The sequence below is a fragment of the Pedococcus dokdonensis genome (genome assembly GCF_900104525.1).
Classification (GTDB): Bacteria; Actinomycetota; Actinomycetes; order Actinomycetales; family Dermatophilaceae; genus Pedococcus; species Pedococcus dokdonensis.
In genome coordinates this window covers 3,675,920-3,696,400 of record NZ_LT629711.1, presented here as the reverse complement: position 1 = coordinate 3,696,400, position 20,481 = coordinate 3,675,920, and the positions used below count along the sequence as shown (strand labels likewise).

The window sequence follows — 20,481 nt, the reverse complement described above, 5'->3', positions numbered from 1 at the left end:
GTCAGGCGCCCGCCGACTCGACGTCCGAGAACACCTCGAGCGCGCCACCCTGCGGGCCGACCAGGATGGGCAGGTTGTCGATCAGCCGCGTGGTGCCGACCCGACCGGCGACCGCGAGCAGCGCCTCGCCGCGGTACCACTCGGGCACGTCCTCGAGGGTCGCCGGGTGCACCAGCACCAGGTAGTCGATCAGGGCGAGCGGCTCGCGCACCAGCACCGCGCGGGCCGCCCGGCGCACGGCTGACGGGCCCTCGGAGGCCGCGGCAGCCCCGGCCCGCAGCGCGCGCGACAGGCACAGCGCCGTCTCGCGGTCGGACTCGGTGAGATACATGTTGCGGCTGCTCATCGCCAGCCCGTCGGACTCCCTCACGGTCGGCACCGAGATCACCTTCACGGAGAAGTCGAGGTCGCGGACCATCCGCCGGATGAGCAGCAGCTGCTGGGCGTCCTTCTGCCCGAAGTACGCCGAGTCCGCGCGGGTCAGGTGGAACAGCTTGGCGACCACGGTCAGCATGCCGTCGAAGTGACCGGGTCGCGCCTGGCCCTCGAGGACGTTGCCGAGCGGTCCGGCCGAGATGCGGACACCGGGGTCGCCGTCGCGGTAGATCACGTCGGGGGTGGGGGCGAACACCAGGTCGACCCCGGCCCGGCGACAGATCTCCATGTCGGAGTCGAAGGTGCGCGGGTAGCGCGACAGGTCCTCGCGCGGGCCGAACTGCAGCGGGTTGAGGAAGATCGTCACGACCACGTGCGCGGCCCGCTGCCGCGCCGTCTCGATCAGGGTGGCGTGGCCCTCGTGCAGCGCGCCCATCGTCATGACCACGGCCACGTCGCCGTCGGTGAGTGCGCGGCGCGCGGCGTGCAGCTCTTCGCGGCTCCGCGCGACGACCGGCTCGCGGCCGGCAGGGGGCGACCCCTCGGCCGGTGGGCCGGCGGTGACGGTCGCGCCCGCGGAGGCGGACGGCATACCGGGTTGTTCGCTCACTTAACGCTCCTGGTCGGTGGCGAGGATGTCCAACAGGGGTTCGGCCACGTGCGGCTTGAGCCGGCCGCTGGCCAGCGCCCGCTCGGCGGTCGCCCGGGCCAGCGCCACGTAGGTCGGGCGGATGTCGGGGCTGAGGCTCTGGAGTTGTCGCAGGTGCTCGGCCACGGTACCGGCATCGCCGCGCGCGACCGGCCCGGTGAGGGCAGCGTCACCTGCGCGCAGGGCGTTGTCGAGCGCGGCCGACACCAGGGGGCCGAGCACCCGCGACGGCGTCGCCACCCCTGCGGCCCGCAACGCCTGCAGCGACTGGGCGACCAGGGTGACCAGGTGGTTCGCGCCGTGGGCGAGGGCCGCGTGGTAGAGCCCGCGAGCGGACTCCTCGATCCAGACCGGCTCGGCGCCGATCTCGAGCACCAGCGCCTCCGCGACCGGGCGCAGCGGCTCGGGCGCGGTGACCCCGAAGCAGCACTCGACCAGCCGGTCGAGGTCGAGCCGGGTGCCGGTGAAGGTCATCGCCGGGTGCAGGGCGAGCCCGAGGACGTGCTGGTCGAGGGCGGCGTCATAGACCTCGAGCCCGTGCCGACCCGAGGTGTGCGCGACGAGCTGGCCGGCCTGCCACGCACCCGTGGCCGCCAGTCCCCCCACGAGGTCGGCGAGCGCGTCGTCGGGCACCGCGAGGACGACCAGCTCGGCCTGGCGGACGACGTCCTCCGGAGCGAGCACGGGCACACCCGGCAGCAGCAGACCGGCGCGGTCGCGTGACTCCTGGCTGACCCCGGACACGGCGACGACCCGGTGTCCGACCCCCTGGAGGGCTGCCCCGAGGACGGCGCCGACGCGGCCCGCGCCCACCACCCCGACGTCGAGCCGCGCGGGACGCTCGTCGGCGGAAGTCACCCGCCCAACCTATCCCCCGAGTCGTGTGCCTGAGCGCGGGCTATGGCAAGCGCTGGGGCACACGACTATCTGAGACCCAGGGCCCTGAGGTCCCGCACCACCGTCTGAGGCTCGTCACGCAGCTCCCGCGCGGTGCACCGGACGACCACCCTGTCGGCCGACGCGAGGCGTCTCTGTCTCGCGAGGTCGTCCTCCCAGTGCTCCACGTCCATGTGGAACCCGCCATCCACCTCCAGCACCAGCACCCTCCCGTCGGGCAGTGGCCACTCACAGTCGGTGTAGCGACTCCTGCCCACACTGTCCCTGCGTTTCACCTGCCGCCGCGGCAGTGGAAGGCCGGCCCGCCGGCACATTCGCCCCACGTCGAGCTCTGCCATGGACTGGGCTCCGCCACGGATGTCTTCGAGGGCCGTCCGGAACATCCGTGCACGGCGAAGTGGCCTCTGGCGCTCGAGCTCGTCGAGCAGGTCGCTCGCCGTGGTGAGCCGCTGCTGGACCACCGCCGCCAACAGCCCCTGGCCCGAGCGCGCAGACCGCTCGTGGGCCGCCCAGAGCAGCGCCGCTGGTTCGACTCGACAGAGCGGCAACCCTCCCCGGACCTGTCGCATCCGGGCCAGGTCACGACGCGTGCGGAAGAACCGCACTCCGTCGACTGGCTCGAAGGACAGCTCGTCATCGACCACGATGGTGATCTCGTCGCGGTGCCAGCCGCTCAGTCCGTGCTTCTCGGTCGCGGTGAGGCCCCCGACCAGGGCGGTGCCGCCTGCATGCAGAACTCCCGCCCAGGCCCGTTGCTCCCAGGTCAGGGTGCCGGTCACGGTCGCGACGACCCGCGGCGTCAGCTCGACCCATCGACCTGCCATGACCTGGCTCGCCACCCGGTGCCGGCTGATGCCCAGCTCTCGGAGCTGACGTCGGGCCAGGATCCCGTCCTGCGCCGCGGCGAGTCCCCGCCAGTCCCGTGACATCCCGACATCGTGGCGAGAGTGCCTCGCGCAGAGCTCTCGTCATCCACAGGCCACGAGTTGTGTGCCTGAGAGTGGTCCATAGCCCGCGCTGAGGCACACAACTCGCAATAGGTTGGGTCGGGTGAAGGGGTGGCAGGAGGCCTGGCAGGAGGCGTTGTACGGGCCAGACGGCTTCTACCGCTCCCCGACCGGCCCGGCCGGCCACTTCAGCACCGCGACCCACGGCGGGCCGGGCGCGGTCCTCGGTGCCGCCCTCGCCCGCCTGGCCGCCGACAACCGGCTCACCCACGTCGTCGACGTCGGCGCCGGCCGCGGTGAGCTGCTCACCCACGTGTATGCCGCGGAGCCGGCCCTGCGCCTCACCGGCGTCGACGTCGTGGCCAGGCCACCGCAGCTCGACGAGGTGGTCGAGTGGCTGACGGCCCCTGGCGGAGCCCGCCTGCCGGCGGAGCTGGATCGCCTCGACGGAGCCCTGGTGGTCGCCCACGAGTGGCTCGACGTCGTGCCCTGCCCGGTCGCCGAGGTCGACGACGCCGGTGTGCTGCGGCACGTGCTGGTCGACCCTGCCAGCGGCGAGGAGTCCCTCGGCGACCACCTCGACGGCGCCGAGCTCGACTGGGCGACCACGCACTGGCCGACCGCAGCGCCCGGCGACCGCGTCGAGGTCGGGCTCCCCCGCGACCGCGCCTGGGCCGACCTGGTGAGCCGGGTGGACCGCGGGGTCGTCGTTGCCGTGGACTACGGGCATCGGGGCGGTGACCGGCCCACGGCGGGCACGCTCACCGCATACCGGCGGGGGCAGCAGGTCGCGCCGGTGCCGGACGGCAGCTGCGACCTCACCGCGCACGTGGCGATGGACACCCTCGACCACGACGAGCTGGTCGACCAGCGCACGGCGCTGCGCGGGTTGGGCGTCGACGGACGGACGCCCCCCGTGCAGCTGGCGACGAGCGACCCGCAGGCCTACCTGCGCGCGCTGGGGTCCGCATCGGCCGCGGCGGCGCTGGTGGCCCGGGGTGGGTTCGGGGACTTCCTCTGGGCGGTCAAGCGCGTGGGCTGACGACCAGCCGCTCGAACCCCCGCAGCACGAAGGTCGGCCGCCGCACCGCCTCGACGACCCCGAGGTCGGGGAACCTCGACAGCATGGTCCGCACCGAGATCTCGAGCTCCAGCCGCGCCAGTGGTGCGCCGATGCAGAAGTGGATGCCGGCCCCGAACGCGAGGTGCGGGTTGGGGTCGCGGGTCGGGTCGAACCGGTCGGGGTCCGCGAAGACGGCTGGGTCGCGGTTGGCGGCACCGAGGAGGGCAGCCACCTTGTCGCCCGGCTCCAGGACGATCCCGGCCACCTCGGCCGGCTCCTTGGCCGTGCGCTCGAAGAGGTGCAGCGGAGAGTCGTGACGCAGGAACTCCTCGACCATCCGGGCCACCGCCGCGTCGTCACCGACGTCGAGGAGAGCGCGGTCGGGCGCGGTGAGCCAGGAGTGCAGCCCGTTGCCGAAGCCGTTGACGCTCGCCTCGTGACCCGCGTTGAGCAGCAGCACCGCGGTGGCCACCAGCTCGTGCGCCGAGAGCCGGTCGGAACCGTCGCGGGCCGTGACCAGGTCGGTCAGGAGGTCGTCGCCGGGCGCCTTGGCCCTCTCTGCCGAAAGCTCCTCGACGTATGCCGCGAACGCACCGGCCGCCTCGCGCGCCGCCGCCTCGTCGGCCTCGGTCCGGTCCACCTCGTACATCCGCACGATCGCCTGCGACCAGGGGCGCAGGTGGTGGCGATCCACCTCCGGCACCCCGAGCAGCTCGGCGATGACCAGCACCGGCAGCGGCTCCGCGTAGTGCTCGATGACGTCGAACTCGCCGTCGGGCAGGTCGGCCAGCAGACCCGCCGCCAGCTCCTCGATCCGCGGTGCGAGCCGCTGCACGTGCCCGCGGCCGAAGGCGCCGGCCACCAGCCGACGCAGCCGGGTGTGCTTGGGCGGCTCACTGTCGAGGATCGAGTCGGCGTGCAGCCAGTTGAAGGTGTCCCAGTCGGACTCGGGTGTGCGCGGCCCGAAGACCCGACCCAGCCGCCGGTCACGGAGCACGGCACCGGCCTCGGCGTGGCCGGTGGCGAGCCAGGTGCCCATGCCGCTGTGCAACGCCATCGGGGCCGCTGCCCGCAGGGCCGCGAGGTGCGGATAGGGGTCTGCCACCGTCGCGGGGTCGGCCAGGTCGAGGAAGTCGGCGGCATCGACGGGACTGCCGGCAGGGGCGGTGTCGGGGGTGGTGTCGGGGGTGGTCTGCGGGGGCACCTTCGCAGCCTGCCGCACCTGAGCGAGTTTTGTCAGGCGCGTGGCGGAGGGCAAACTGGATCGTTGCTGTCACTCGAAAGGACCCCCGTCCCCATGAAGCTCCAGCACCACGCGCGCGCGACGACCGCTGCGGGCGCCCTGGCCGCACTCGCCGCCGCGACCCTGCTGTCGGCGTGCGGCTCCGACACCCCGGGCGCAGGCGGCAACGTGACCGTGACCGTGACCCCCACCGTCACCGCGAAGCCGCCGAGCGGCAGCAAGACCTCCTCGGCGCCGAAGACCCCGAAGTCCGACGTGAAGGGCCGCGACTACGACTACGGCGTCGTCACGAAGACCGGCGACGTGGGCGGGGTCGGCTTCATCGAGCTCGACCGGTGGACCTGGAAGAAGCTCGACGACGCCAAGCTCGCCAAGGACGGCGTGCCGCTCGACCCGTTCAAGGGCAAGGTCCCCTACGAGAACCAGAACGCCAAGCTGACCTACACGATCCCGTTGGCCGACGGTGTGCGGATCCTCTACCACCACTGCATCGCGGCCGACCAGCCCCTGCAGACCAAGTCGGTGGACGCCGCCGCCCTCAAGGGCCTGGCCGACCGCGAGAACACGGTCCTGGTGCAGATCGACGACCAGGGTGCGGCGACGACGATCCAGAACATCCCCGGCTGCCCCGGCTGACGCGACCAGGTGCCGGCCGCGCGGCATACGGCAGACTGACGACGTGACCACCACGGAAGGCCGGCGCGAGCTCACCGTCGGCATGGGCGCGGGCGGACTCGCCACCGCCGACATGGTGCTCAACATCGGTCCGCAGCACCCGGCCACCCACGGCGTGCTGCGGCTGCGGATCGTCGTCGACGGCGAGCGCATCGTGTCGGCCGAACCGATCGTCGGCTACATGCACCGCGGCGCCGAGAAGCTGTTCGAGGTGCGCGACTACCGCCAGATCGTGGTGCTGGCCAACCGGCACGACTGGCTGTCGGCGTTCTCCTCCGAGCTCGGGGTCGTCCTCGGGGTCGAGCGGATGCTCGGCATGGAGGTGCCTGAGCGGGCGGTGTGGGCGCGCACCCTGCTGGCCGAGCTGAACCGGGTGCTCAACCACCTGATGTTCCTCGGGTCCTACCCGCTCGAGCTCGGCGCGATCACCCCGATCTTCTACGCGTTCCGCGAGCGCGAGGAGCTCCAGGCGGTGATGGAGGAGGCGTCCGGGGGACGGATGCACTACATGTTCAACCGCGTGGGTGGGCTCAAGGAGGACCTCCCGGCCGGCTGGCTCGACCGCGTCGCGTATGCCGTGCAGGCCGTGCGTGGGCGGCTGCCTGACCTCGAGGCGCTGATCGTGGGCAACGAGATCCTCGAGGCGCGCACCCGGGGCGTCGGGGTGGTCTCACCGGAAACCATTGCCGCGTATGGCGTCTCGGGTCCGATCGCCCGAGCGGCGGGGGTCGACATGGACCTACGACGCGACGAGCCCTACCTCGCCTACGCCGAGCTGTTCGCCGACAGTGGGCCCGGTCGCGTGGTCACCCGCACGGCCGGCGACTGCCTGGCCCGGCTGGAGGTGCTGCTCGAGCAGGTGCACGTCTCGCTCGACCTCGCCGAGGCCTGCCTCGCCCGGTTGCGCTCCCTCCCCCGTGGCCCGGTGAACGTGAAGCTGCCGAAGGTGCTCAAGGTCCCCGAGGGCGACCTCTACACCGCCACCGAGAACCCGTTGGGTTTCAACGGCTACTACCTGGTGTCGCGCGGCGAGAAGACGCCGTGGCGGCTCAAGCTGCGGTCGGCCTCGTTCAACAACGTCGCCGTGCTGGCCGAGGTGCTGCCGGGCAACCTGATCGCCGACATGGTGGCGATCCTCGGTTCGATGTTCTTCGTCGTCGGGGACGTCGACAAGTAGCAGGCCGGGTCAGCGGTGGTCGCGGTCGTCGGGTCCGTCGACGCGGCACATCCGCTGGGTGAGCATCCCCGCGGCGGCCAGCACGAGGGAGGCCACCGACAGCGCCAGCAGCCGCCACAACAGCGAGCGGTAGCCCGGCAGGTCGAGGTCGGCGAGGGTGTGCGCGACCTGCGCGGCATACCAGCCGAACACCGCCGACCCGGTGAGGGCGGCAGCCTGGGCGAGCACCAGGGTGCGGGCTGCACGGATCGGGCTCAGCGGCTTGCGGGCCTCACCGCGCAGGAAGCGGCGCACCGGCAGACCGGCCCCGATGACGAGCACCGCCATCGCCACGATCATCACCGCGGAGACCCACGAGGCGGGTCCGAGCAGGTGGCCGGCGTTGAGGTAGAGCCGCCAGCCGAGCCACGAGACCAGCCCGACCACGAGCCCGATCGCCGCGAGCTGCGGCCAGCGCAGGCCGCCCCCGTCGTTCACCACGGCCCCTCCAGGAGGTCGACGTCGGGACCGGGCCGCACCCCGGACACGTCCATGGCGGCGACCAGGTCGGCGACCCGCCGGACCTCACCGTCGACCCGGAGGACCGCCTCGGGGTCGGCCTGCAACCACGGCACCAACACGAAGCCACGCTCGTGCGCCCGCGGGTGCGGCAGCGTGAGCGTGGGGCTGTCCATCACGACGTCGGTGTCGAAGACCGGGTCGCCGTACTGCACCAGGTCGAGGTCGAGCGTCCTCGGTCCCCAGCGCACCTCGCGAGTGCGGCCGTGCGCCAGCTCGATGTCGTGCAGTCCGGCCAGGAGCGACGAGGGAGCGAGGTGGGTCGTCCCCGTCACGACGGCGTTGAGGTAGACCGGCTGCTCCGGACCGCCGACCGGATCGGTCTCCACCGGCGCCGACACCTCGACGACGTCGATCAGGCCGTAGAGCGAGATCGCTGCGTCGTGCAGGGTCTCGATCGAGTCGCCGATGTTGGAGCCCATCGCGATGACCACGGTGGACTGCCGCTCCCGCGTGACGCGCACCTGCACGTCGCTGAACGGATGCCCCACGGGCGCCTCGGGCTTGTGCACCACCACCTCGACCGCCTCCACGAGTGGGCGAGCCAGCGCCCGGTCGGCGATGCGGGCCGCCAGCGCCTCGATCAGGTCGAGCGGCTCGCCCTCGATCAGGGCCACCACGTCGCCGGCCACCTCGGCGTAGTTCACCGTGTCGGCGAGGTCGTCGCTGGCGCCGGCGGGGGCGAGGTCGACGTGCAGCGTGACGTCGACGACGAACACCTGCCCGTCACGCTTCTCGAAGTCGAGCACGCCGTGGAATCCCTTGGCGGAGATGCCTTTCAGCACGATCTGGTCGGTCACGGGCGGGCCTCCATCGGGGACGCGGTGGTGGTCGCAGCGGTGGTCGGGGCGTCCGCGATGGCCCGCGCCACGTGCATGGCGTCGAGGGTGGACGGGACGTGGTGCACCCGGACCCCCCAGGCGCCGAGCCGAGCCGCGTGCATCGAGGTCGCGGCGGTCGCCACGTCGCGGTCGAGCGGCGGCCGTGGGTCGGCGCCCGCCGGCACCCCGATGCGACCCAGGAAGGCCTTCCGGGAGGTGCCCACGAGGACGGGGTGGTCGAGCGCGAGGACCCGGTCGAGGGCACGCAGCAGCGACCAGTTGTGGTCGGCGAGCTTGGCGAAGCCGAAGCCCGGGTCGAGGACGACCCGGTCGGGCCGGATCCCGGCGGCCACGAGGGCGGCCGCCCGGTCGGTCAGCTCGGCGACCACCTCGGCCACGACGTCGTCGTAGACCGCACGGGACTGCATGTCGGCGCTGTGCCCGCGCCAGTGCATCGCCACGAAAGGCACCCCCAGCCCGGCGACGACCCCGGCCATCTCGGGGTCGGCGAGCCCCCCGCTCACGTCGTTGACGAGACCCGCGCCCATCGCCACGGCAGCAGCGGCCACCTCGGCGCGCATCGTGTCGACCGACACCACCGCACCCTCGGCCGCGAGCGCCTCCACGACCGGGAGCACGCGACGCAGCTCCTCGGCGACCGAAGGTCGCTCGGCACCCGGCCGGGTCGACTCGCCGCCGACGTCGAGGATGTCGGCGCCCTGGGCCAGCAGCTCGCGGCCGTGCTCGACGGCGGCGGCCGGCTCGAACCACTGGCCGCCGTCGCTGAACGAGTCAGGGGTCACGTTGACGACGCCCATCACCACCGGGAGCCCGTCGTCGCGCCGCAACGGCCAGGAGCCTGGCGAGCCGCCCACCGCGGCGCCCGGTGTCGTCAGGCCCTCGGTCATGCCCTGCCCCCGAGCCGGCCGAGCTTCGGCCAGGTGAGGAAGGCCTCGGCCTCCAGCGCCGCGAGACCCACCCGCGGCAGGTCGGACGCGGACGGGTAGACGAGGAAGCGGGGCTGCCACTGCGGCTGGAACTTGGCGTTGAACCGGTAGAGGCTCTCGATCTGCAACCACCGCGAGGCGAACAGCAGCACGCTGCGCCAGGCCCGCAGGACCGGCCCGGCACCCAGCTTGCCGCCCCGCTCGAGCACCGAGCGGAACGCCGCGAAGTTGAGGGAGACCCGCTGCACCCCGAGGCCGGGGGCCGCGGCCAGGGTCTCGGTGATCATCAGCTCGTTGAGCCCTGCGTCCGCGGTGGCGTCGCGTCGCATGACGTCGAGGGACATCCCGTCGGTGCCCCAGGGGACGAACTGCAGGAACGCGCGCACGACCCCATCCTGCCGTGCCGCCACGAACACGCACTCGGGATCGGCCTGCTCCAACAGCCTCCCGAGCGCCATCGAGAAGCCCCGCTCGGTGGCACTGGAGCGCCACGCGGCTGCGTCCGCGAGCGCGCGGTCCCGCACGTCGTCGGTGACGTCGCGGACGCGACAGACCTCCACGGCATACCCGGCGCGGGCGACGCGGCCGACCATCTGGCGCACGTTGCGCATCGGCCGCCCGGCGAGGGTGAAGGTCGAAGCGTCGACGACGGCCTCGTCACCGAGCTCGAGCGCCGAGAAGCCGGTCTCGCGCACCCAGACCGTGCCGGCCTGCTCGGAGCAGCCGAGGACCGCCGGGGTCCAGGCGTGCGCGCCGGCCTCGGCGAGGAACGCCTGGATCGCCCCGGGCCACGCCTCGGGGTCGCCGACCGGGTCACCGCTGGCGAGCATGACACCGGAGACCACTCGGTAGGCGACCGCCGCCTTGCCGGACGCCGACCACACCACGGACTTGTCGCGCCGAGTGTTGAAGTAGGCCAGCGAGTCGCCGTGCCGCCCGACCAGGTCGCGCAGCCGGGCCTCGTCGTCGTCCGTGAGCGAGGGGCGCGGTTCCGGCGGTCGCAGCGCCAGGTAGGCCGGCGTCAGCAACATCATCAGGCCGAGCCCGAGGAGCAGGGAGCCCACGATGTCGGCGGACCGGTCGCGGGTGAAGGTGAGCGGGCCGTCGAGGCCGACCATCCCGAGCCCCAGCTCGCGCACGAGGTCGGCGAAGCCGGGGAAGCCGCCGACCACGTCACGCCGGTTGAGCCACAGCACGACGACCCCGAAGACGACGGACAGCACCAGTAGGAGCACGAACGCCCGCACCGCCCGCCAGCGCGTCGACGGGTCGCCGAGGGCCCGGAACTCCGCGCGGTAGCGCACCAGCAGCGCCAGGCCCACCAGGGACGCAACGGCAGCGGCCGGCTCGGTCTTGATGACGTGCAGCACCACCGACACGCTGAGCAGCACGACGGCGGCCCGCCAGGCGCGGCGCTTGCGCCGCTTGAGCGAGTGGCCGAGGACGATGAGGAAGATGCCGGAGACGACGGTGGCTGCCGCGGCGGCGTCGGAGAGCGCGCCCGGCAGCACCTCGGTCAGGCCGTGCAGGTGCACCCGCCAGGAGTGCAGCAACCCGGTGAGCAGGTCGACCGTCCCGACGACGTAGGTGAGCGTGCCGAGCAGTCGGGGCACCCGCGAGGCCGCGAGGATGCCGGGGAGCTTGGTGGTGGTGGGGCGCGCGAGATCGCGTCCGCTCACCGCTTGCCACCCAGGAGCAGCGCCATCGCCTCGGCCCGGGTGGCCGGGTCGCGCAGCTGGCCCCGGACCGCCGAGGTGATGGTGCGCGACCCGGGCTTGCGAATGCCCCGCATCGACATGCAGAGGTGCTCGCACTCCACGACCACGATGACGCCCTGGGCCCCCACGTGGGTGCACAGCGCGTCGGCCACCTGGGTGGTCAGGCGCTCCTGCACCTGGGGACGGCGCGCATACATCTCGACGAGCCGGGCCAGCTTGGACAGCCCGGTCACGCGGCCGTCCTTGGCGGGGATGTATCCCACGTGGGCGACCCCGTGGAACGGCACCAGGTGGTGCTCGCACATCGAGTAGACCTCGATGTCGCGCACCAGGATCATCTCCTCGTGGTCGATCTCGAAGGTCTTCGAGAGCACGTCCGCGGCATCCAGCCTCAGGCCCGCGAAGAACTCACCGTAGGCGCGAGCCACCCGGGCCGGGGTCTCCACGAGCCCGTCGCGGTCGGGATCCTCCCCGATGGCGATGAGCAGCTCACGCACGGCCGCCTCGGCACGGGCCTGGTCGACCTCGTGCTGAGAGTGGTCAGCGGCCATTCGGATCGACCTGGCCACCCTCGGGGATCTCGATCACCTGGGTGGGCGGGTGCTCCTCGGGAGCCTTCACCGCGCCGGCCTCGGCCGCCTTGTCGATCGCCTCGGCGGTCGCGCGGTTGGTGCCGGCAGCCTCCAGCGGCGCGGACGACCCGTTCTGCGCGGCCTTCTCGGCGGGCGTGAGCACCGGCGGCTGGTCGGAGAGGAACCGGGTCTCGCTCGAGAGCCACGTCGGGCGCAGGGGCCGCTTGCGGATCGGGGCGAAGATCTCGGCGAGCTCCTTGGCGTTGAGGGTCTCGTGCTCGAGCAGGTCGAGGACCAGCCGGTCGAGGATGTCGCGGTTGTCGTTGATGACGTGCCACGCCTCGTCGTGCGCGGCGTCGATGAGCTTGCGCACCTCCTCGTCGACGACAGACGCAACCTCCTCGGAGTAGTCGCGCTGGTGGCCCATGTCGCGACCGAGGAAGACCTCGCCCTGAGACTGGCCGAGCTTGATCGCCCCGACCCGCTCGCTCATGCCGAACTCGGTGACCATCTTGCGGGCCATGCCGGTGGCCTTCTCGATGTCGTTGGAGGCACCCGTCGTGGGGTCGTGGAACACGACCTCCTCCGCGACGCGGCCACCCATGGCGTAGGAGAGCTGGTCCAGGATCTCGTTGCGGGTCGTGGAGTACTTGTCGTCGGTCGGCATCACCATCGTGTAGCCGAGCGCCCGGCCGCGAGGGAGGATCGTCACCTTCGTCACGGGGTCGAGGTGGTTCATCGCCGCGGCGACCAGGGCGTGGCCGCCCTCGTGGTAGGCGGTGATCTTGCGTTCCTTGGCCGACATGATCCGGGTGCGCTTCTGGGGTCCCGCGATCACGCGGTCGATGGCCTCGTCGAGCGACGCGTCGTCGATCAGCTTCTTGTCGCTGCGGGCGGTCAGCAGGGCGGCCTCGTTGAGGACGTTCGCCAGGTCGGCACCGGTGAAGCCGGGGGTGCGGCGGGCGACGGCGAGCAGGTCGACCCCGGTGGCCATCGGCTTGCCCTGGGAGTGCACCTCGAGGATCCGGTGGCGGCCGATCATGTCGGGCGCCTCGACCGCGATCTGGCGGTCGAACCGGCCCGGGCGCAGCAGTGCGGGGTCGAGGATGTCGGGGCGGTTGGTCGCCGCGATGAGGATGACGTTGGTCTTGACGTCGAAGCCGTCCATCTCGACGAGCAGCTGGTTGAGGGTCTGCTCGCGCTCGTCGTGGCCACCGCCGAGGCCGGCTCCACGGTGTCGGCCGACGGCGTCGATCTCGTCGACGAAGACGATGGCCGGGGCGTTGGCCTTGGCCTGCTCGAACAGGTCGCGGACGCGCGAGGCACCGACACCGACGAACATCTCGACGAAGTCAGAACCCGAGATCGAGTAGAACGGCACGCCCGCCTCGCCGGCGACAGCGCGCGCGAGCAGGGTCTTGCCGGTGCCGGGCGGACCGTAGAGCAGCACGCCCTTGGGGATCTTGGCGCCGACGGCCAGGAACTTCGCGGGCTCGGCGAGGAACTCCTTGATCTCGTGGAGCTCCTCCACCGCCTCGTCGGCCCCCGCCACGTCGGCGAAGGTGACCTTGGGGGTGTCCTTGGTTGCGAGCTTGGCCTTGGACTTGCCGAACTGCATGACGCGCGAGCCGCCGCCCTGCATCTGCGTCATCAGGAACCAGAACAGGCCGAGCAGGATGATGATCGGGAGGAGCGAGCCGAGCAGGGCCAGGAACGGGTTGGTGTCCTTGATCTGCTGGTTGATCCCACCCGGCGGCTCGTTGGCGTAGAGCTGCTCGATGAAGCTCGGGCCAGCGGCGTCGACGTACTGGGTGCGGACCTTCGTGGCGTCCTTGACGTTCTTGCCGTCGGAGTAGCTCTCACCCTTCTTGAGGTCGAGGTCGACCACCTCGTTGTTGGTGACGACCGCGCGCTCGACCTTCTTGTCGGTGATCAGCTGCTGGGCGGCGGAGGTGTCGATCCGCGTGTAGCCACCGGAGTCGCTGAGCCCGAACACCGTGAGGGTGACGAGGATGACGACGACGACCCAGAAGATGGGGGCCCGAAGGATGCGCTTCAAATCCATGTGTGTGGCGGGGCTGGCCGCCCCGTTCCTCCTGCTTCGCTGACGCTCGGTGCCGTGGCCCGGCGTGGGCACGGCTCTGCCACGACGGTACTACGCGGTGCCGGGGTGGTTCGTGCTGGACAACGACCCGGATGGGCCCGGTGTTCCGCCCTGGTCCCGGGTCCGTTCCGGGTTCGCCTCAGGCGTAGACGTGCGGCGCGAGGGTGCCGACCTCGCGCAGGTTGCGGAACTTCTCGGCGTAGTCGAGGCCGTACCCGACGACGAACTCGTTGGGGATGTCGAAGCCGACCCACTTCACGTCGATCTCGACCTTGGCGGCCTCGGGCTTGCGCAGCAGCGTGCAGATCTCGACCGAGGCGGGCGAGCGCGACTCGAGGTTGGACTTGATCCACGAGAGCGTGAGCCCGGAGTCGACGATGTCCTCGACGATCAGGACGTGCTTGCCGGTGATGTCGGTGTCGAGGTCCTTGAGGATCCGCACCACACCCGACGACTTGGTGCCCGACCCGTAGGACGAGACCGCCATCCAGTCGACCGGCGCCGTGCCCGGGAGGGCCCGCGACAGGTCGGCCATCACCATCACGGCGCCCTTCAGCACCCCGACCAGGAGCAGGTCCTTGCCGTCGTACTCGGCCCAGATCTCCGCCGCCAGCTCGTCGAGCCGCGCATGGATCTCCTCCTCGGTGATGAGGACCTTCTCGAGATCGGCTCCCATGTGGGCAGCGTCCACGGCTCAAACTCCCTTGTCGTCGGCTCTGGTGGCGGGGTGGCTGTCGGGTGTACCAGTGCGGGGCCATTCAACCCGAGCGGGTGGGGCGATGGATACCCGGCCGTCCGCACGGGTCACCTCGAGCGGGCCGGGAAGGCTCACCGGCCCCTGCCCGTGCCAGCGGGTGAGCAGCGCGTCGCACGCCTCGGTATGCCGGGTGCTCACCTGCCCGGCCGGCGCCCCGGCCACGACGGCGAGCCGGCGCCATACCCTCGTGCGCACCGGCCGCGGCAGGGCGGCGAGGTCGCCGACCGGCCACGGGCCGTCCCCCAGGGTCGCGAGCGCCGCGTCGGCGAGGGCGTCGAGGTGGTCGGCGTCCTCGCGGAGCTGGTCGGCGGAGCGGGCCAGTGCGGCGGCGACGCCCGGGCCGAGGTCGCGCTCGAGGTCGACCAGGGCGCGTCGCGCCCGGACCCGCAGGTAGCCCGGGTCGTCGTTCATCGGGTCGTCCCACCAGGTCAGCTGCTCGGCGGTGCACGCCGCTCGCGTCTGCTCCCTGGACAGCCCGAGGAGGGGACGGCGGTAGCGGTCCCGCGTCCGCGGCATACCGGACAGCGAGCGCGCCCCGGCGCCACGCACGAGGCCGAGCAGCACTTGCTCGGCCTGGTCGTCACGGGTGTGCCCCAGGAGCACGGCCACCGCACCCGTGGCGCGCGCGACCCGGTCGAAGGCGGCGTAGCGCGCGTCCCGCGCCGCGGACTCCGGGCCGCCGGGTCCGGTGACCACCACCCGCTCCACGACGACGGGGTCGAGGCCGAGGTCGCGGCACTGGCTGGCGACGCTGCCCGCCACCCGCTCGGACCCCTCGAAGAGCTGGTGGTCCACGACAACCGCACCCATCCGTCGCTGGGTGTGGTCGGCCACGAAGGCCGCGGCCTCGGCGAGCGCGAGCGAGTCGGCTCCCCCGCTGCACGCCACCAGCACCAGCTGGTCGGCCGGGAACTCCTCGAGCTGCGCGCGGACCGCGACCCGGACGGCGGCAGTGGCGGGGTGCGGTCCGGTCACCGGCTCAGCCGTGGACTCGGGCGACCCAGGCCGACGGCGTCTCGATCTCGGTCGGCTTCGGCAGGGTCTCGGGCGACTCCCAGACGCGGTTGAAGCCGTCCATGCCGACCTGGTCGACGACCTCGCGGACGAAGACGGCACCGTCGCGGTACTGCCGCATCTTGGCCTCGAGCCCGAGCAGCCGGCGCAGCACGCGGTCGAAGGCGCCCACTCCCTTGCGGCGCTCGTTGAACTTGCTGCGGATCTGCGCCACCGACGGGATGACCTGGGGCCCCACCTCGTCCATCACGACGTCGGCGTGGCCCTCGAGCAGCGACATGACGGCGGTGACCTCGGCCAGCTCGGCCCGCTGCTCCGGCGTGGCGATCAGGTCGGTCAGCCCGGCGCCGCCGCTCCTGACGGCCTCGGGCAGCTGCTTGCCCAGCCGGCTGATGGTCTCCTGGAGCGACTCGGGGTCGGGCACCATGTCGCTGGCCAGGGTGCGGACGCGGTCGATCATGTGCTCGCGCAGCCACGGCACGGCGGTGAACTGCACGCGGTGCGTCTCCTCGTGCATGCAGACCCACAACCTGAAGTCCTTGGGGTCGACACCGAGCTCGCGCTCGACCTGCACGAGGTTGGGCGCCACGAGCATCAGCTGGGGGGTGCCGCCGGGCGCCAGGTCGTACTGCCCCAGCACCTTGCTCGACATGAACGCCAGCAGGGCCCCCGCCTCGCCGCCGGTGACCTTGCCACCGATCGCCTGCATGGTCGGGTTCGGCGCACTCTTCTGCCCATCGACCAGCTTGCCGAAGACCGGGTCCATCAGGGCCGACATCGAGTCGGCGTTGAGCGAGATCCAGGTGCGACGGTCGACCACCACCGGCGGAGGGGCGTCACCCGGCGCCTGCAGCCGGGCGGTGTCGGCCACCGGCTGCTGCGCGGCGAACGCCGCTCCCCGCACCGACGCGACCACCTCGGCCGCCTCCGCCGCGGACACCCGCGGCCCGGCCGGGACCAGCCGGGCGCCGGTGGCCTTGGCGAACTGCCAGTCGACGTAGCGCGTGACGTGCGGTGCTGCGGCATTCGACACGGTCATCCCCTCACGGTAGGTCAGGGACACCCGCAGGTCGCGAGCACCGCCACGAAGCGGTCCAACGCGGCCCGTGCATGGAGGGTTCCGATGCCGGCGGGGAGCCGGTCGGCCTGCACGACGTAGGACAGCACCCGGCCGTCGGCGTCGATCACCGTGCCCGCCATCGCGCTCGTCCCGGTGAGCGTGCCGGTCTTGGCCCTGGCCACGCCGGCGACCGCGTGGGTGTTCTTGGCCTTGAACCGCTCGGCGAGGGTGCCGGTGAGCCCGGCCACCGGCAGCCTGGCGAGCGTGTCCTGGAGGGCCGGCACGGACCCGTCGGCACCCAGCTGGAGCACGTCGGACAGCACCTGGGGCGGGATCGCCTGACCGGACGTGAGCCCGCTGGTGTCCTTGAGGGTGACCCCGGTGAGGTCGATCCCCTGCGCCTCGACGGCCTTGCGCACGAAGGCGACGGTCGCGGCGAAGCTGGTCCCGCTCCCTGCCTTCAGGGAGGCCTGCCGCGCCAGCCCCTCGGTCAGCGCGTTGTCGCTCTCGTCGAGCGCCAGGGCGAGCAGGTCACCGATCGGCGCGGACTCGACCCGACCCAGCTCGGCGGCACCGGCCGGTGCCGGGGTGGACCAGGTGCTCTCCCGGGCGAGCGTCGCCGTGATGCCGACCTTGGCGAGCGCCGTGACGAAGGCTGCACCGGTCGCCGCCTCGGGGTCGCGCGGGGCGGGGCGGTAGGGGATGGCCCGCTGGCCGGCGAGCCCGAGCATCGAGACCCCACCGGTGAACCCGGCGTCGATGTCGGCGCGGCTCCACCCGGGAGCCCACCGGGGCCCCTTCGCGAAGGTGGTGTCGAGGCGGAGGCTGACCTTGGTGGTTCCGGCTGCCGTGAGCGCCGCCGCGACCTGGCCGGCCAGGTCGCCCAGCCCGGCGCGGCCCTCGACAGCGGTCGGTGCGCCCTTCCCCTTGGCCAGCATGGTGTCGCCGCCGGCCACGAGCACGATCTCGGTCGGCTTGGCCCCCTGCACCACGGTGGTGGGGAGGGTGCCCAGTGGATCGAGGGTCGTGCCGACGGCCAGCGCCGTGAGCAGCTTGGCCGTGGAGGCTGGCACCCGGGGTTTGGTGGCCCCCTTGGTGAACAGCGTCTGGCCGGTGAAGGCGTCGCGGACGACCACCCCGGGACCGGGCCGCAGCGCGGGGTCGGCGACCGCCTTGGCGAGGACCTCGGCCAGCGCCGCCGGCGCCGGGATCGGGGCTCCGGCGGAGGCGGGCTGCAGCGGCTGGGCCGCGGTGTCGACCGTCGGCACGGCCACGCTCGTCGGGGTCACCGTGCCGGTCGGCGTGGGGGTGGGCGGCGCCGCGGCCGGCTGGTCGCGGGTGAGGATGCCGGGCACCACGTCGAACACGTCGAGCGCGGCGTAGCCGACGACGAGCACCACGAGGGCCAGGGCCGCAGCCAGGAAGCGACGCACTCGACCCCCTCGGCGCTGGACTTGCGTCATACGGAACACTTGTCCGCGAGCCTAGGTCATCAGGCACGGGTCATGGGCACGCGCGCCACGTCTCAGGGGCGCGCACAGAGGAAGGGACAGCGTCGTGGAGTTCGACGTCACCATCGAGATCCCGCAGGGGCACCGCAACAAGTACGAGGTCGACCACGAGACCGGTCGCATCCGGCTCGACCGGCTGCTCTTCACCTCGACCCGCTACCCCGCCGACTACGGCTACGTCGAGGACAGCCTCGGCGAGGACGGCGACCCGCTCGACGCCCTGGTGCTCCTCGAGGAGCCCACCTTCCCCGGCTGCCTCGTCCGGGCGCGCCCGATCGGCATGTTCCACATGCGCGACGAGGCCGGTGGTGACGACAAGATCCTCTGCGTGCCCGCCGGCGACCCGCGCCAGGCGCACATCACCGAGCTCGAGCAGGTCAGCAAGTTCGACGTCCTCGAGATCCAGCACTTCTTCGAGACCTACAAGGACCTCGAGCCCGGCAAGTCGGTCGAGGGCGCGCACTGGGCTGGTCGCGAGGAGGCCGAGCGCGTCGTGCGCGAGGCGATCCAGCGCGCCAAGGACGCGGGCATGACGACTGCGCGCTGGCGCATGCCCGACGTCACCGCCGAGCCGATGTCCGAGGCCAAGCCCCCGACCGACTGAGACCTGCGCGCCGGACCAGCACCGCGCTCGGCGTCTCCAGGGTGATCGACCACCGGTGCCGACGGCACCGCGGCCTGACCGGCCGGCCGAGCTGCCCGGCCCACGCTCCTACGGACGGCCGCCGTAGGGGACGAGATCGGAGCGGTAGATCGACGCGTACCGGACGTTGGCGCCGGTGTAGGGAGCCTCGATCATCTGCCCACCGCCGACGTAGAGACCCACGTGGTGGCTGTTCGCACCCGAGCTTCCGAAGAACACGAGGTCGCCGGCCCGCAGGTCGCTGATCGCCACCCGGGCGGTCTCGCCCCACTGTGCGCCGGTGTAGTGCGACAGGTTGACCCCGGCGCGCTGCCAGGCGCGCATGGTCAGACCGGAGCAGTCGAAGGTGTCCGGGCCGTCGCCGCCCCACTGGTAGGGCTTGCCCAGCTGGGCCCGCGCGTAGGCAAGCACGGCCGAGACTCCACCGTTGGTCGACGGGGGCGGGGGTGGCGGCTCGGTGGGCTGGGGGCGCGGGCGGGGGTGGTTGGCGGCAGCGGCGGCCTCGGCAGCCTCGGCGGCGGCCTTCTGGCGGGCGGCTTCGGCGGCCGCTTCCCGCGCGGCCTTCTTCGCGGCCGCGGTGCGGGCGGCCTGGGCGCGTTCGGCGGCGAGCTGGGCCTGGCGGGCCGCCTCGGCAGCGGCAGCGCGGGCCGCCGCGGCAGCAGCGAGTCCGTCCTGACGCTGCTTCTCGAGCTTGACCGAGGTCTTGCGCAGGCTGGCCAGCCGGGTCGTGAGCGCGCTCTGCTGCTGCTGGATCTGGGCCGCGGCGGCCTTGGCCTGGTCGGCCTGCGCCTGGGCGGCGTTCCTGGCCGCCTGGGCGACCTGCGCGGCCTTGAGCTGCGCGGCCTCGGCCTGGGCCGCCTGCTTGCGCATGGTGTCGGCCACGATCGAGGCTGCGCCGGCCTTCTGCAGGCTCTGCGTGCGCGCGTCGCTGACCGCCTCGAGTGCGGTGGCGCGGTCCATCAGGTCCTGCGGTCCCGTGCTCGACAGGTAGGCGTCCAGCTCGCCGAGGTTGCCGCCCTGCTGGTAGACGCTGGCGGCGTAGCGGCGGACCTGGAGCCCGGCGGCATCCGCGATGTCCTGGGCCCGGGCCGCGCGCTGCTTCGCCGCGACGGTCTCCGCGGACCGCTTGTCGAGCTCGTAGCGGGCGCCGTTGTAGGCCTCCGCGGCGGCGGCCGCACGGTCCTGGACCTGCGCGAGACGCGCACTGGCCGACACGTACTGCGCGTCGAGGCTCGCGATCTCGCTGCTCGTCGTCGTCACGGCCGTCTTCGCCCTGGCGACCTGAGACTTCGACGGGTACACCGGCTTCTGGTCGGCCGCTGCGGAGAGGGCCATCGACACCGCGAGGACGCCGACCATCGACAGCGTCGCGCCCGTGCGCAGAGCGCGACGAGTGGGAAGGGCCTTCGGCACGGGGGGATGCCTCTCGAGTCAGGTGGAACCGGCGAACTGTGACAGCCGGACGAGACTAAGGGCGCCTTTTCACTCGGAACACTTTCGTCACACAAATCCCACGCATTACAGCCAATTCGCGAAATGACATGGCTGTGATTCAGCGAGTTACACGAATGTTTTTCAGCAGGCCATGCCACTGCTTCGATCAGGTGTCCAGAAATGGTCTCGAATCGATAACAAAATCGCCGTTTTCGCAGGTGAGAGGCCCTCACAGGCGGTTTGCGCCCGGTGCGACCCCAGCCTGCAACCCGGTCGAAAACGCTCGAATTCACCCGGGGTGCCACCCACCCTCCGA

At 72.3% G+C, this 20,481-nt stretch carries 19 protein-coding genes; 4 read left to right on the top strand and 15 right to left on the bottom strand.

What is annotated here, in order from left to right; translation table 11 throughout:
* Position 1 precedes the first annotated feature (1 nt).
* The 3 genes from panC to BLQ34_RS17380 all read right to left on the bottom strand — a co-directional run bounded on the left by panC (position 2) and on the right by BLQ34_RS17380 (position 2,850).
* Positions 2 to 985 (bottom strand): pantoate--beta-alanine ligase, encoded by a 984-nt coding sequence (panC, locus tag BLQ34_RS17390; protein ID WP_231961341.1) that lies wholly within the window; start codon positions 983 to 985, stop codon positions 2 to 4.
* Entirely contained in the window at positions 986 to 1,882 is an 897-nt protein-coding gene (locus BLQ34_RS17385) for a Rossmann-like and DUF2520 domain-containing protein (protein ID WP_091788402.1), read from the bottom strand. It lies immediately after the preceding gene.
* 65 nt (positions 1,883 to 1,947) lie between these two features.
* On the bottom strand, positions 1,948 to 2,850 hold the full coding sequence (locus BLQ34_RS17380) for a PDDEXK family nuclease (protein ID WP_091788398.1): 903 nt from the start codon (positions 2,848 to 2,850) through the stop codon (positions 1,948 to 1,950).
* 121 nt (positions 2,851 to 2,971) lie between these two features.
* Here BLQ34_RS17380 and BLQ34_RS17375 point away from each other — a divergent pair, with 121 nt between their 5' ends.
* Positions 2,972 to 3,910 (top strand): SAM-dependent methyltransferase, encoded by a 939-nt coding sequence (locus tag BLQ34_RS17375; RefSeq protein ID WP_197674737.1) that lies wholly within the window; start codon positions 2,972 to 2,974, stop codon positions 3,908 to 3,910.
* Here BLQ34_RS17375 and BLQ34_RS17370 read toward each other — a convergent pair.
* On the bottom strand, positions 3,894 to 5,135 hold the full coding sequence (locus BLQ34_RS17370; RefSeq protein ID WP_231961340.1) for a cytochrome P450: 1,242 nt from the start codon (positions 5,133 to 5,135) through the stop codon (positions 3,894 to 3,896). The two genes, BLQ34_RS17375 and BLQ34_RS17370, sit on opposite strands and share 17 nt — an antisense overlap.
* A 93-nt stretch (positions 5,136 to 5,228) precedes the next feature.
* On the opposite strand from BLQ34_RS17370, the gene BLQ34_RS17365 reads away from it, so the two are divergent.
* Entirely contained in the window at positions 5,229 to 5,810 is a 582-nt protein-coding gene (locus BLQ34_RS17365; protein WP_091788392.1) for a hypothetical protein, read from the top strand.
* Between the two features lie 82 nt (positions 5,811 to 5,892).
* Entirely contained in the window at positions 5,893 to 7,026 is a 1,134-nt protein-coding gene (locus BLQ34_RS17360; protein ID WP_091790171.1) for an NADH-quinone oxidoreductase subunit D, read from the top strand.
* A 9-nt stretch (positions 7,027 to 7,035) separates the two neighbouring features.
* Here the strand turns inward: BLQ34_RS17360 and BLQ34_RS17355 are convergent, their stop codons facing one another.
* The 10 genes from BLQ34_RS17355 to BLQ34_RS17310 all read right to left on the bottom strand — a co-directional run bounded on the left by BLQ34_RS17355 (position 7,036) and on the right by BLQ34_RS17310 (position 18,010).
* A complete protein-coding gene (locus BLQ34_RS17355; RefSeq protein WP_157693125.1) occupies positions 7,036 to 7,503 on the bottom strand; it encodes a DUF3180 domain-containing protein in 468 nt (155 codons plus the stop codon).
* Positions 7,500 to 8,384 (bottom strand): 2-amino-4-hydroxy-6-hydroxymethyldihydropteridine diphosphokinase, encoded by an 885-nt coding sequence (folK, locus tag BLQ34_RS17350; RefSeq protein ID WP_091788386.1) that lies wholly within the window; start codon positions 8,382 to 8,384, stop codon positions 7,500 to 7,502. Before folK ends, BLQ34_RS17355 begins: the two co-directional genes overlap by 4 nt.
* The gene (gene folP / locus BLQ34_RS17345) at positions 8,381 to 9,313 is read right to left on the bottom strand and encodes a dihydropteroate synthase (RefSeq protein ID WP_197674736.1); all 933 of its coding nucleotides are present in this window, start codon (positions 9,311 to 9,313) and stop codon (positions 8,381 to 8,383) included. Before folP ends, folK begins: the two co-directional genes overlap by 4 nt.
* Entirely contained in the window at positions 9,310 to 11,031 is a 1,722-nt protein-coding gene (locus BLQ34_RS17340; RefSeq protein ID WP_197674735.1) for a phosphatidylglycerol lysyltransferase domain-containing protein, read from the bottom strand. Before BLQ34_RS17340 ends, folP begins: the two co-directional genes overlap by 4 nt.
* A complete protein-coding gene (gene folE / locus BLQ34_RS17335) occupies positions 11,028 to 11,621 on the bottom strand; it encodes a GTP cyclohydrolase I FolE (RefSeq protein WP_091788383.1) in 594 nt (197 codons plus the stop codon). Before folE ends, BLQ34_RS17340 begins: the two co-directional genes overlap by 4 nt.
* Positions 11,611 to 13,707 (bottom strand): ATP-dependent zinc metalloprotease FtsH, encoded by a 2,097-nt coding sequence (ftsH, locus tag BLQ34_RS17330; RefSeq protein WP_091788381.1) that lies wholly within the window; start codon positions 13,705 to 13,707, stop codon positions 11,611 to 11,613. Before ftsH ends, folE begins: the two co-directional genes overlap by 11 nt.
* A 178-nt stretch (positions 13,708 to 13,885) precedes the next feature.
* Positions 13,886 to 14,437, bottom strand: a complete 552-nt coding sequence (gene hpt / locus BLQ34_RS17325; RefSeq protein ID WP_091788378.1) for a hypoxanthine phosphoribosyltransferase — start codon at positions 14,435 to 14,437, stop codon at positions 13,886 to 13,888.
* Between the two features lie 3 nt (positions 14,438 to 14,440).
* Positions 14,441 to 15,478, bottom strand: coding sequence for a tRNA lysidine(34) synthetase TilS (gene tilS / locus BLQ34_RS17320; protein ID WP_091788376.1), 1,038 nt, complete (start codon positions 15,476 to 15,478; stop codon positions 14,441 to 14,443).
* Between the two features lie 4 nt (positions 15,479 to 15,482).
* Positions 15,483 to 16,556, bottom strand: a complete 1,074-nt coding sequence (locus tag BLQ34_RS17315) for a zinc-dependent metalloprotease (protein ID WP_091790167.1) — start codon at positions 16,554 to 16,556, stop codon at positions 15,483 to 15,485.
* A gap of 14 nt (positions 16,557 to 16,570) precedes the next feature.
* The gene (locus BLQ34_RS17310; RefSeq protein WP_231961339.1) at positions 16,571 to 18,010 is read right to left on the bottom strand and encodes a D-alanyl-D-alanine carboxypeptidase/D-alanyl-D-alanine-endopeptidase; all 1,440 of its coding nucleotides are present in this window, start codon (positions 18,008 to 18,010) and stop codon (positions 16,571 to 16,573) included.
* Between the two features lie 124 nt (positions 18,011 to 18,134).
* Between BLQ34_RS17310 and BLQ34_RS17305 the strand changes: the two genes are divergently transcribed.
* Positions 18,135 to 18,692, top strand: a complete 558-nt coding sequence (locus BLQ34_RS17305; RefSeq protein WP_091788371.1) for an inorganic diphosphatase — start codon at positions 18,135 to 18,137, stop codon at positions 18,690 to 18,692.
* Between the two features lie 108 nt (positions 18,693 to 18,800).
* Here BLQ34_RS17305 and BLQ34_RS17300 read toward each other — a convergent pair whose 3' ends face one another.
* Positions 18,801 to 20,144: a C40 family peptidase gene (locus tag BLQ34_RS17300; protein ID WP_157693124.1), complete on the bottom strand. Its 1,344-nt coding sequence runs from the start codon at positions 20,142 to 20,144 to the stop codon at positions 18,801 to 18,803.
* Positions 20,145 to 20,481: the final 337 nt, after the last annotated feature.

Coding starts and splice junctions, on each gene's coding strand:
- BLQ34_RS17380 (WP_091788398.1), bottom strand. CDS start 2,850: ATGTCACGGGACTGGCGGGGACTCGCCGCGGCGCAGGACGGGATCCTG.
- BLQ34_RS17365 (WP_091788392.1), top strand. CDS start 5,229: ATGAAGCTCCAGCACCACGCGCGCGCGACGACCGCTGCGGGCGCCCTG.
- BLQ34_RS17360 (WP_091790171.1), top strand. CDS start 5,893: ATGGGCGCGGGCGGACTCGCCACCGCCGACATGGTGCTCAACATCGGT.
- folP (WP_197674736.1), bottom strand. CDS start 9,313: ATGACCGAGGGCCTGACGACACCGGGCGCCGCGGTGGGCGGCTCGCCA.
- folE (WP_091788383.1), bottom strand. CDS start 11,621: ATGGCCGCTGACCACTCTCAGCACGAGGTCGACCAGGCCCGTGCCGAG.
- ftsH (WP_091788381.1), bottom strand. CDS start 13,707: ATGGATTTGAAGCGCATCCTTCGGGCCCCCATCTTCTGGGTCGTCGTC.
- BLQ34_RS17315 (WP_091790167.1), bottom strand. CDS start 16,556: ATGACCGTGTCGAATGCCGCAGCACCGCACGTCACGCGCTACGTCGAC.